At 30.7% G+C, this 12,452-nt stretch carries 13 protein-coding genes; 4 read left to right on the top strand and 9 right to left on the bottom strand.

Features of this window, described 5'->3' with window-relative positions:
* Positions 1-337: 337 nt before the first annotated feature.
* From KA814_RS05625 to KA814_RS05615, 3 genes are read left to right on the top strand one after another with little or no spacing between them, the layout of a single operon-like run.
* Positions 338-607 carry an acylphosphatase gene (locus KA814_RS05625; RefSeq protein ID WP_046208290.1) on the top strand — a complete coding sequence of 90 codons (270 nt, stop codon included), beginning with the start codon at positions 338-340 and terminating at the stop codon, positions 605-607.
* Positions 608-620: 13 nt separating this feature from the next.
* The gene (locus KA814_RS05620; RefSeq protein ID WP_046208289.1) at positions 621-1,241 is read left to right on the top strand and encodes a 5-bromo-4-chloroindolyl phosphate hydrolysis family protein; all 621 of its coding nucleotides are present in this window, start codon (positions 621-623) and stop codon (positions 1,239-1,241) included.
* Positions 1,242-1,269: 28 nt separating this feature from the next.
* Positions 1,270-2,403 carry a toxic anion resistance protein gene (locus KA814_RS05615; protein ID WP_046208288.1) on the top strand — a complete coding sequence of 378 codons (1,134 nt, stop codon included), beginning with the start codon at positions 1,270-1,272 and terminating at the stop codon, positions 2,401-2,403.
* A 251-nt stretch (positions 2,404-2,654) separates the two neighbouring features.
* On the opposite strand, the gene brnQ3 is transcribed toward KA814_RS05615, so the two are convergent.
* The 5 genes from brnQ3 to KA814_RS05590 all read right to left on the bottom strand — a co-directional run bounded on the left by brnQ3 (position 2,655) and on the right by KA814_RS05590 (position 8,010).
* On the bottom strand, positions 2,655-3,998 hold the full coding sequence (brnQ3, locus tag KA814_RS05610) for a branched-chain amino acid-like transporter carrier protein BrnQ3 (protein WP_046208287.1): 1,344 nt from the start codon (positions 3,996-3,998) through the stop codon (positions 2,655-2,657).
* A 121-nt stretch (positions 3,999-4,119) separates the two neighbouring features.
* Complete coding sequence (locus KA814_RS05605; protein ID WP_064208965.1) at positions 4,120-6,009, bottom strand: vWA domain-containing protein; 1,890 nt, start codon at positions 6,007-6,009, stop codon at positions 4,120-4,122.
* 12 nt (positions 6,010-6,021) lie between these two features.
* Entirely contained in the window at positions 6,022-6,813 is a 792-nt protein-coding gene (locus tag KA814_RS05600) for an ATP-binding protein (RefSeq protein ID WP_046208285.1), read from the bottom strand.
* Between the two features lie 160 nt (positions 6,814-6,973).
* Entirely contained in the window at positions 6,974-7,177 is a 204-nt protein-coding gene (locus tag KA814_RS05595) for a DUF6501 family protein (protein WP_019468793.1), read from the bottom strand.
* 23 nt (positions 7,178-7,200) lie between these two features.
* Positions 7,201-8,010, bottom strand: a complete 810-nt coding sequence (locus tag KA814_RS05590; RefSeq protein ID WP_046208284.1) for a VOC family protein — start codon at positions 8,008-8,010, stop codon at positions 7,201-7,203.
* Positions 8,011-8,225: 215 nt separating this feature from the next.
* Between KA814_RS05590 and KA814_RS05585 the strand changes: the two genes are divergently transcribed.
* A complete protein-coding gene (locus KA814_RS05585) occupies positions 8,226-8,426 on the top strand; it encodes a hypothetical protein (RefSeq protein WP_046208283.1) in 201 nt (66 codons plus the stop codon).
* Between the two features lie 177 nt (positions 8,427-8,603).
* On the opposite strand, the gene KA814_RS05580 is transcribed toward KA814_RS05585, so the two are convergent.
* The 4 genes from KA814_RS05580 to KA814_RS05565 form a co-directional block, all read right to left on the bottom strand.
* Entirely contained in the window at positions 8,604-9,167 is a 564-nt protein-coding gene (locus tag KA814_RS05580) for a dihydrofolate reductase family protein (RefSeq protein WP_064208964.1), read from the bottom strand.
* Between the two features lie 198 nt (positions 9,168-9,365).
* Entirely contained in the window at positions 9,366-10,373 is a 1,008-nt protein-coding gene (locus KA814_RS05575) for a Gfo/Idh/MocA family protein (protein ID WP_064208963.1), read from the bottom strand.
* Between the two features lie 26 nt (positions 10,374-10,399).
* Positions 10,400-11,545: a Gfo/Idh/MocA family protein gene (locus tag KA814_RS05570; protein ID WP_046208281.1), complete on the bottom strand. Its 1,146-nt coding sequence runs from the start codon at positions 11,543-11,545 to the stop codon at positions 10,400-10,402.
* Positions 11,542-12,435 (bottom strand): sugar phosphate isomerase/epimerase family protein, encoded by an 894-nt coding sequence (locus tag KA814_RS05565; RefSeq protein WP_046208280.1) that lies wholly within the window; start codon positions 12,433-12,435, stop codon positions 11,542-11,544. Before KA814_RS05565 ends, KA814_RS05570 begins: the two co-directional genes overlap by 4 nt.
* Positions 12,436-12,452 lie beyond the last annotated feature (17 nt).

Here is a 12,452-nt window from a genome sequence, read left to right as displayed (position 1 = left end):
GTAAATTACACCCTTTCACTTTCAACTTCATACTTGCTCTTTTCAAATAAATCATTGTAATGATCATCATTATATTAATCATGATTTATTACGTTTATTTTGAATTATTTGTATATAATTTTATATATTATCTATATGTTATGTAACGTATTTTAAAAAATTTATTCATCCATACGCAAAAGATATTGCTAAATAGCTATGTGTAATATTTTAACTGTATCATATATAAAATCAAGTTATCTGTTTCATACTTTTGACGGATAGACAATTGTTATTCAGACAAAAATATTAGTTTTGTATGATAAAATTTCGTATAATGATAATAAGAGGTGATTATATGCAATGCAAACATATTAAAGTATTTGGCATAGTACAAGGCGTTGGTTTTCGCTATTATACTGAGAAGATAGCAAAAAAATATAATGTTGTAGGTACTGTTCAAAATATATCTGATTATGTAGAGATTTATGCTCAAGGAGATGAATCATCACTAACATCATTTATTAATGCTATCACTGAGGGTGCTTCACCTGCTTCTCAAGTTGAAGATTATGAAATTGAAGAGATAGAAACGAATGAATCATGGGAAAATTTTAGTACAATATAAAGGAAGATGAAGTTTGAGATATAATATTTCGCGAATTTATGGGACCATTATTGCTTTTCCAATAGCTGTTATCGCGTGGATTTCTAGTGTATTTGCATTAGAGTTAAATTTTATTTTTGATTTTCTTATTTCTGCAGTAGCGTTTATAGCATTCTACTTCCCTACTCAGCGTTTAACTTCTAGAAAATATTTAAATGAGATTGGTTTAACACGAAGAGATTATCATTTTGTAAATAGTCAATTAAATAATGCACAAGACAAGATAAGAAGAATTTTAAAAACTTTTGTTAACGTAAGATCAATCAAAGATTTTAGACAAGTAAACGAAATATATAGAATATCTCGAGCAATATACTATGCAGTAAAGCAACAACCCAGAATGTTTTTTAAAGTAGAAAGTTTTTTCTACTCTCATATTGATAATGCATTAAATCTCATTGAATCTTATACGAGATTAGCAAAATCACCAAAAAAATCAGAAGAAGAAAAGCAAAAGTTAGCACAAACTCGCATCACTTTAGATGAAGTTAAACGAACTTTAGTAGCAGATTTAAAGAGAATTAATGAAGAAGATTATAGCCAATTAGATATAGAAATGGAATTAAATAAAATTGAACAAAAAAGACAAAAGTAACTTATATAAAGAAGTGGAGTGAAATTAAATGGTAAGAGAACAAGACTTTTTAAATTCGCACCCATTGGATAAATATATTGATGAACAATCAGCAAATGAATCAGAAATTATTAACAGCACAAAACAATATACTAAAGAAGATGAACAGAAGATTGATGAATTAACTAAACAAATAAAACCAATGGATAATGATAGCTTATTAAATTATGGTACTTCTGCACAATCTGATATGTCTCAATTTTCACATCGTATTCTTAATGAGGTGAAAACCACAGATGTTGGTCCTGTTGGGGAATCTTTAAATGGATTGATGAGCAAACTTAAATCTGTAAACCCAGATGAGTTAAACCCAGAAAATCAATCAAAATTAAAACGTATTTTTAGAAGAACAAAAGCTTCAGTTAATGAAATTTTTTCAAAAATGCAATCTGTAGGATCTCAAATTGATCGCATTTCAATTGAACTAGATAAACATAAAAATAATTTAAATAAAGATATTGGAATGCTAGATGAATTGTATCATTTAAATAAAACGTATTTTGATGAATTAACACTGTATATAGAAGCAGCTAAAAGAAAGCAACAAGTGATACAACAAGAAGATATGCCGAAATTAAATGCTCAAGCTGAATCCACAGGTAATCAAATGGATGTGCAAGCTGTATCAGATATGGAACAATTTATAGATAGATTAGATAAACGCATTTATGATTTACAACTATCCAGACAAATTGCTATACAAACTGCGCCACAAATTAGAATGATTCAAAATGTGAATCATGCATTAGCAGAAAAAATTCAAAGTTCAATTTTAACGAGCATTCCTTTATGGAAAAACCAAATGTCTATTGCACTGACATTAATGAGACAACGTAATGCAGTTTCTGCACAGAAAGCAGTAACAGATACTACAAATAATTTGTTACTCAAGAATTCAGAACTTTTAAAGCAAAATGCTGTTGCTACAGCTACTGAAAATGAACGTGGTGTTGTCGATATTGAAACCTTAAAAACAACACAGCAAGATATCATAGACACGATTGAACAGACCCTCCAAATCCAGGAACAGGGTCGAAATAAACGTAAACAAGCAGAAACTGAATTAAACCAATTAGAAACAGAGATGAAAAATCAATTATTAGGTATGAAACAGCAAAAATAAAATGGATACAGAAATAAATTATAAGATATTAAGCCCGCAAATGAATGTTTTTAATGATTCATTTACGGGTCTCTTTTTTCATTGTATATTTTGTCTTGGTTGTTATATCATGAGCTTGTTACTGTCCATCAGTTACGTACTCCTTTCACCTAGAACAAGTAATCTTAATATACAAAAACGTCAATTTCTATTGAAATTGACGTTTTTTCGTAAATGAGGGATGTTTATACCCTACGAGTTATTTGATTTTATTATTCTTTTTCATAAACGATAGTTTTCTGTTTCTTAAATAACGGTGCTACAATATAACCAATAATTGTAGTGATCACTGCTATTGGGAACCATTCTAATGAATAATCTTTCAGTGGTAAGTTATCAATAAGACTTAACTTGAACCAACCTTGTGTGTGAATCACACTAAGGATTGAAATAATAGAAACTACTGCTACAGGAATTTGCTGTGCAATTGGTTTTGTTGGAATAAAACGTGCTAGTAATATTAAAAGTACCGAAGTAATCGCTACTGGATATACAATACTTAAAACAGGAACTGACATTGTAATCACTGAGTTTAATCCTTGATTTGCTAAAATAAAACTCACTAACGTGAAGATGATAACGTAAGTTTTATATGAAATTCTTGGGAATATTCTATTAAAATACTCTGAAACAGATACGATCAATCCACAAGCAGTTGTTAAACAAGCAAGAGCTACGATGATACCTAACAAGTACTTTCCAAAAGCACCAAATCCAGCGCTTGCCATTGTCGTTAGTAAATATGTACCAATATTTTGATCGTTAGCAATTAAACTGGCAACTTTCTCTTGCGGGACAGCCATATGGTTACCAATAAATCCTAAGGAAATATAAATAAACATAAGTGCTACTGCAGCAATAATTCCAGCTAATAGTGTTTGTCTGAAAATTTTGTTGGCGTGCGTGATGCCAGTTGCTTTTACCGCGTTAACCACAATCATTGAAAAAGCAATGGCAGCAATCGCATCCATTGTCAAATAACCATTCGTAAATCCTTGTGAAAAACCTGCAAAATTAGAAGTAAAAGCTTCGGCTGCCTGACTATGTGTATTACCACCATAATCAACAAACCCTTTGATAATCATCGCTAAAATAGTAATTAATAATAATGGTGTTAACAATGACCCAATGCGATCTACCATTTTATTTGGATTAATACATAAATATAAAACTACTAAAAAGTAAATGATTGTAAATATAAACAATGCTAAGCTACTATTTGTATGGGCAATTGGCGTAATTGTCATTTCAAATGACGTAGATGCAGTACGTGGTATTGCAAAAAGAGGTCCAATTGTTAAATATATGACAATTAAGAATATCACAGAAAATTTTGGTGAAATTTTATTTAAAGAACCAATATAACCTTGTTTATCTAAAGCACCAACGATTACCCCTAATAAGGGCAATCCTATACCAGTTAAAGCAAATGCTAATATGGAAGGCCAAAAGAATTGACCGCTATCTAAACCTAAATTTGGTGGAAATATAAGATTGCCGGCTCCGAAAAACATAGCAAACAGCGTGAATCCTATAATCCATGTATTTTTATTCATAAATCGTTCTCCTTCTTGCCTATAAAATAATATTTACTATTCTATCACGATTTATAAGAATGCGTCTATATAAATTTCTGAATATTTCAATTTATGTGTGATTTTATAAATAAATTACGTACTAAAAAGATTTTAATAATAATTTTTTAAGTAATGGTGCAAGATGGCTTGGTAGATTTTCTACACCTTCTACGAAAATTGCATAGTTGCCATAAATGTTATGAATTGTTTCTTCAATATCTTCTGTAATTGGATCTTGACTTAAAAATACATTAAAAACTTCAATACCCAATTTACGAGCTGTTTCCACAGCTTCATAAGTATCAAGAATACCATCTTGACTATAATTATAAGCTGATGGCTCACCGTCAGAAAACACAATTAGAAAACGTTGATTATGCGCTCTACGCATTAAGCGTTCGCTGCCAATTCTTATCGCAACACCGTCTCTATTATCATCTTGTGGTTGTAATGCCATGATTCTAGGTCCTTCTCGTTTTATAGTTGATTGATCATAAGCAATAATTTCATCAATAATATTAGGTTGTTTTGTATCATCAGCATCAAAGGCATCTTCATTAAATGCTAGTATCTCATGTTTTACGTTTAAAGATTTTAACGTTTCATGAAATAAAACGACACCTTTAATTGTTTCAGACATTTTATCTTGCATACTTGCTGAAGCATCAACTAATAAAGTAAAGGTTGCATCAAATGATTGACTTAAATCTTGTTTTTTATAAAATAATTTATATTGATCATCAATAAACCAATTTAATAGATTTTTTTGTAATCGTCCTTTTGTTAGATTTCGACGCTCATCTTGGTATTCTCTATCTATTGTTTTTTTGATAATTTGTATCAAGTCTTTTGTTTCAAATTGGACTTCTTTTTCAACATCATGATATTCATTATGATATTTAGGTAGTATTTCAGGTATGTTCCATTTAACGTCTACGTTTGCGTTTATCCCTTTTAATGCAAAAGCAGAATGATTGCCTACTGCCCCACCTTCTTCACTTTCTACTTGATTCGTAGATCCTTTACCTTTTTTAGTTTGCATATCTGTCATATCATCGCCGCTGTCGCCTTCTCTAGCAGTGTCATTATCACCAACAACCTCACTATTTTCACCTTCATGTAGTTCCATTTCTAAATATGCTCCACCTTGTGAAGCACTATCTTGATGATTAGATTCTATATCTTCACTAACACTTTCTTCGTCATGATCATTGTTTGAAGATTTATCAGTATTACTTGCATCCGTTCGTTTTATATCTTCAAATTTGAGTTCGTGAATGGCTTCATATACTTTTTTAGGTAAATGATAATATTCATTTAACATATCTTCATTTAAGATATCATCAATTTGGAACATAATCCGTTCAGCTAAGTACATATTATCCTCGGACGAATCATTATAGAAAAAATTAGGCAAATATTGATACATATTTGTCAGAATATCATCAATTTGTGGACCAATTTGGGGTATGTCGTAAAAGTTCTCACTTAAAAACGATGATTCCAAATATAAAAAGAGTAAATCTGTAAACGTCTTTTTGGTTTTATATACATTGATTTGAGTACTAGTATAACTTAATCTAATTTCATTGCGCATGTGAATGGCATCTTTAGTAGACGGCCGTTGTTTAACTATTTCGTTTAATACTCTTTTATCTTCTAATAATTTAAAAAGTTGTTGGAAAAATTTTGGATGCTTAAACGTATTATTATGAATAACTTCGTTGACAACTGTTTCATCCATCAATTTGTAGCCGTAAGCAGCAAGCATGACATCAGTCTTGAGCCCCGTTGTTTCAATGTCATTTCTTCTATGTGACCAAAAAGCACTCGTTATTAACATATTATTGATTGGATCGTAATATGGGAATTTTTGAATTTTAACTTGTGTTTGTTCATTTTTTAGTAATAATCGAGCCAAATCTTGCAACATCATTACTTGCTTTGCATCTAGCTGTTCGTCATTAAATAATATAAAACGATCGCTCATAAATATCCCTCACTAAAAGTTTAATTCTACTGCATTTAATATGGCTTGCTGTTCACGTTCGTCTTCTAGTTTATCGATAATTGTACGTTTAATGGCACGCTCTATAGGCATCACGGTAGCCAAATCACTTAAATCAATTAAAGCACGTATACTCGCTGCTTCTTCAGAAATTTGGCCTTGTTTGGTCATTGTTCGTAAATCTTCATTAAAATTAATGATTTTTTGTATTGTTTTATCATCTGACAATTGGCTTTGATTTTTAATTACATCACTTAAAATATCGCCATCAATATAATCTACTTGAATAACGACAAACCGGTTTTTAAGTGCTTCGTTCATTGGCAATGTACCAATATATCCTTCGTTTATTGCAGCGATTACATTAAATCCAGGGGCAGCATTGATAATTTCACCAGTGAACGGATTTGTTAATTTTCTACGGTAATCTAATACGCCATTTAAAATGGGTAAAGTTTCTGGTTTTGCCATGTTGATTTCGTCGATATAAAGTATATGGCCTTCTTTCATTGCTTTGATAACTGGTCCATCAATAAATACAATCTCTTGTGTGCCATTTTCATTTGTCTGTATCGTTTTAAAACCTAATAAACTTTCAGCGTCTAAATCTACTGAACAATTGACCTGGTGCATTGGACGATCTATTGTTTCGCTCAAAGTCTCAGCTAGCTTTGTTTTTCCAGAGCCCGTTGGTCCTTTTAATAAAATATTTTTATTCAATGCCATCATTGATGTTGCATCATCAAACACAGTTTCATCTTTGTTAATATATTGCGAATTCGTCATTGTTCCTTGCTCCTTTAAAAATAAAATAATTTATAAAATTCATATCATTAAAAATAGACTGGGGCTTGGATAATGTTTGAAATTATATAGCCCTAGTCTTATTAATTTAAGTTATATTTAATATTACACGTTTTCTATTTCACATGTTTCATATTGTAAATTATACCTCTTTAAAATAGGTTTTAAAGTAGCCACCGACAAGTCCAGAGTTGTCGATGATTTGATAATATTCTTCAGTTTCATTTATTACATCATATTGTTGTCCTACAGTTAACATGTCAGACACTGTGAATTTTTGTGCATCTGTATGTGTAACTTCTACTTTTTTAATGGGTGTATGATCTTTCCAAGTTTCATGTAGCATAGCTAAAAATCCTCTCTTTTTTATTATGAAGTTTCTAAGGTTAAAATGAATGTAATACCACTTTTTTCAGTGATTCTTAGTGATCTTTCGCCTTCTTGATCTAATGTTTGATAAGGGATTCCAATGGATTCAAGTTCTTCAATAGTCTTTTGGAATTGTGATTTAGATTCTATTCCAAATTCAATTTGTTCTAATATACCATGTTCCGGCATTAAAATTTCTTCGTCTGATGCGTGAACATGCAGCTCGCCGCCTAAACCACCATCACCAATACGAAAAACTTGTATTTTAAAATTAGCATGGTCGTTAGGAGTATATTCTGCAAAATGTTCTAGGCCAAACACCCTAGTTAAAATAGATTGTGTAAGTACTATATCGTTAACTTTTAAGATAACAGGACCTAGGCCTTGAATTTGATGCAGCGGGTTTACATTACTTTCGAAGGTTGGTATACCGAGTGGTGTACCAGAATTATGTTCATTGGAATAAATATTAAATGTCTGCCCATTTTGATCTTGGAAATTGAAATATTTATGACCGTTTAAATCAGTAGGCGCACCGAAAGCAATTTGATGCTGTTCTAAAATTGATTGATATTCTTCAAGTCCTTCATCACTTGGAACTCTTAAACCGATATTTTCAATATGGTTGTTATTGTTAATATAGTTTGGTACTTCTACAAAATGTATACGTGTACCTGAATTTAATTCAGCATCACCAAAACGTAAAGCTTGTCCTTTATCTGCCACATTTAATCCAAGTATGCTGGAGAATAACTCTTTGGTTTTACTTAAATCATTTGTCCCTGTAGTAACACTTCTAAGACCATTCATTATATTAACCCCTCTATTCATATTCTTTCAATACATTATAACTTATTTTACATGTTATTTGTATGATGAAGTATCTGATTGTGATTGTATTTACAAAATTGTAAATTTTAAACATTGGAGGATTAGCAGAAATGTATTAATATAGGTATATAATAGGAATAATTATTTTATATGTATGAAAATATTTATTTTAGTTATTTAAGGAGGTTATATATATGTTTGGTACATGGATTTTATTTGGTGTCACAGTACTGATTGCAGTTTATTCAGGTATTACTTTCTTTTCCAATATAAATAATAAAGCAAAACAGCAAAAAGCAAGCAAAGAAAGTATTAAGAAAAATAATATTTATGGCATTGTTTTTCTAGTGTTTTTAATTTTAGCGATTATTGAGCTTTTTGTATTTATTGCTTAAAATAACGCGCTTTAAATTAGCCAAAGATTTTAATATTATTGGTGAAATAATATAAATGTCAATTTCTATTGAAAAATTATAGAAATTGACATTTTGTTAATTTTAATGCAAATAAGATAAAGCCCACTTCCCATTTAAAGTTGTTTATGCAAAAATAAGATATTTTTGCTTATATGTTTAATCTATTTTTTGATAAATCATTTGCACTACACCACTTTTATAAACATCTGTATTACATAATGAGATGTTGACGCGATTTTGATTGTGTTCAAAAAGAGGTTTTCCAGATCCTAAAATGACTGGGTGGATTGAAAGTCTATATTCGTCAATAAGGTTAAGATTTATAAAAGTTGTGATAATATTTGAGCCGCCATAGAGCCAAATGTCTTTGTTGCTATGTTTTTTGATTTTCAAAACCTTGCTACTGATATCATCACCGTTAATAAACTTTGTATGCGCTTTATCATTATAATTTTGGTTAGTAAACACAAATTTCTGCTTGCTATGAATTTGGTCCCACATCATTTTATCTCCAAATTGATCATCCTTTAAATTTGGCATAAATTCTCCCCATAAATCATAACTTTTCCTACCATATATAATAGTATCAATTTGTTCTAGAAAATGATTAAAGTTCATTTCTTCGTCCATGATGCACCAATCAACTTCTCCATTCGGCCCTTCTATATATCCATCCAATGTAATCGCTAAATCTAAAATAATTTTATTTGTGGTCATCATGATTACTCCTTATTTTGGTTATTATCATTATAGTTTATAAAATTACTATTTACAATAAAGCTAAGAATAATAAAAATGGACAGAAATCGATATAAAAAGGATTTCTGACCAGTTCATTAATTAACTTGAATGAGTTTACTTTTAATCGCTATGATTATGTTCCACAATAAATTAAAATACCAAAATTTCATTTGTTTGCTAAATACTCGTAAAATGAATTGTCTCATTTGTTTGTGAAGATTTTTGTATTGCATCTATGATTGCTATTGATGGTAATGCATCTTTAACATGTATATAGTTTTTAGTGTGATTATAAATGGAATCGTAGAATTGATTTATGAGTGTCCCATGACTTGGTCCATAATATGATTTTGTACCTGGCAATTTTTTATCTTCAATAATATGAATTTTGTATCCTTCTTTATTAACACGTGTAAGTATATTATCTTTAATTGTGAATTTTTCATTTTCAAAAATGACTTGAAGTTCGATACTTGAATTGCCAAAATTAGCGTTAGTGGCAAAAAACATTCCATTCGCCCCATTTTTAAATTTAATATGTGCAGAAGCGGTATCTTCGACTTCAATATGATAATCTAACAATTGTGATACATTGCCTTTAATTGTATCAACAGGGCCACAAAGTAATTGCATTAAATCCAAGGTGTGTATGGCTTGGTTGATTAATACACCACCTCCAGCAGTATCTAATTTTCCACGCCATGGTTTATCAGTATAATATGATTCAGGTCTGAACCAAGTAACGATACCTTTTATACCAATGATTTCACCAAACTTTTTGCTTTGTACTATCTGTTTTAAAGTTTGAAATGTTTCATTAAATCTATTTTGAAAGCAAACACATATTTTAGTATCTGGATATTTTTGCTCTAATTGTATTAATTTTAATCCTTCTTTAGTATTAATTGATAAAGGTTTTTCTTGCAAAACATGTATACCTCTTTCTACACAGGCAGTTGTCGCAGATACATGTAAATGATGAGGCAAACAAATATGTACACAATCTAGATCCACTTCTTTTAACATATTTTCAAAATTTGTAAAAAATTGAGCATTGGGTACTTTAGTTTGCATGGCGTTATCAATATCACATGCAGCTACTAATGCTACATTGGAATTTGCCTCTATCGTATTGAGATGTATTGCTGAAATATCACCTAGTCCTATAATTCCAATTTTCAACATATTACCAGCTCCGATTTTAAACATTTTTAATGTGCTTCGTTTTGAATTTGTTGCTTTAATGCATCTTTAAATTCTGAGGGATTTACTGGAACTGTTACTTCTTTACCTGTCCAACTAGATAAATAGATTGCATTTACTAAATTCACGCCATTTATGCCGTCATTTCCAGGCGCAATTAAAGGTGTCCCGTCAATGATATTAGCGGCAAAATTTTCTAATACATTTATATGTTGCTCACCCCATACACTTTCAAATTCAAATGTTTGCTGATCATAAATATTTTCTAATCCGTTGCCTTTAAAGATTTTAGCTGCTTCTTCCCAAGACATATTTCGATTCATTTGTGTTTCTGATTCTTTTAGACGTGTCAATGTGATTGTCTTACTATCTTCAACTAATATTTTGCCATTATCACCTGTGATTTCTAAACGATCAGTACCGATAATATCGTGGGTACATGTAATGAATACACCTGTCGCACCATTGCCATAATCTAGAATGGTTGTTACATCATCATCAACCGCTAAATCACGCTGATAGCCATATTTAATATTTGAAAACACAGATTTTGGCATCCCACATAGCCACTGTAATAGATCTATTTGGTGTGGCGCTTGGTTTACTAAAACACCGCCGCCTTCTTCTGACCATGTAGCTCTCCATGAACTTTGATCATAGTATGCTTGAGGACGCCACCAAGTCGTGATGATCCAATTCGTACGACGAATATTTCCAATTACACCGTCATCAATAAGAGATTTTACTTTTTGATAAAGTGGATTTGTGCGTTGATTAAAGAATATCGCAAATGTTAAATGTGGTTTGGATGCTGCTAATTCACTTATTTCTTTCACTTTTTCAGCATAAATATCAGCCGGCTTTTCAAGTAAAGCGTGAATATCCCGTTTTAAGGCTTCTTTACCTATATCAGTATGCAGATAATGAGGAACGGTTGTAACAATTGCATCAACATCCCCACTTTCTAGCATAGCGATATAGTCATTATAAAATGGTACATTAGGATAATGATTTTTTACTTCATTTTTCTTTTCAGTATTGATGTCGCAAATCGCTCCAATTTCAATTTGTGGAATTTTACCAGCTTTAATAAATTCAGCATACGTACTACCTTGAGCGCCCAAACCAATAATGCCTAAACGAATTTTTTTCATTGTGTATTCTCCTTATTGTTTATATTCGATAATATTTTCAAAAGTGCTTCATATTGCATTTTATATCCTTCTGCACCATCTTTTGCAGCAGAATTTTGAATTGTTTCAGTTGAATGTTCTAATTCTAAGTCTTTAATAGCATCAAAAACGACAAGATGAGGTTCAAGTGTTAAGAATCCTTGATAACCTGATTCAAAAAATTGTACTAAGATACTTTCAATCTGACCATCACCTGTACCACATAGCACATTAACATTATCTTTGTATACTGCATCTTTAATATGGATATACGCTATGTCATCTGAAAGTAAGTCGTAACAGTCCTGTGTATCTTCTCCACATTGGACAAAGTTCGCAAAATCAAATATCGCCTTGAAATTTGGAGAGTTTACTTCATCAAGAATAAGTTTACATCGACGAGCAATATCACCAAAAATATCTTTTTCATTTTCATGTAACAGTACAATATTGTATTGCTCAGCTATTTTTGCAAATTCCTTTAATTTTGAAATCACTACATTTTTATAATCATCAAAATTGTCTTTTTTAGGAATATAAAAACTAAATATTCTAATATACTGACAATTGAGCAATTGACTTATTTCACATAATGATTTGAGCATTACTAATTGTCTTTCAAACGCTGCTTCATCATCTATATAAATTTTGCCAATTGGTGAACCTATAGATGATACTCCGATATTCCATTGCTTTAAGCGAGGAATTACATCTTTCTTAATCATTTCTACTGAGTAATCACCAATATTTTTATCATCGATTCCACGTAAGGAAATATAGCTCATGCCTAGCTCATTTACCGTTTTTAACTGTGTTTGAAAATCTGAAGCGATTTCATCAGAAAATCCAGAGATCTCAATATTTTTAAACATCGTATCTACATCCTTAT

The sequence above is a fragment of the Staphylococcus sp. GDY8P196P genome (assembly GCF_017891705.1).
In the GTDB taxonomy this organism is placed as follows: domain Bacteria; phylum Bacillota; class Bacilli; order Staphylococcales; family Staphylococcaceae; genus Staphylococcus; species Staphylococcus ureilyticus.
The sequence above is the reverse complement of the archived record's forward strand: the minus strand, read 5'-3'. Positions and strand labels throughout refer to the sequence as shown.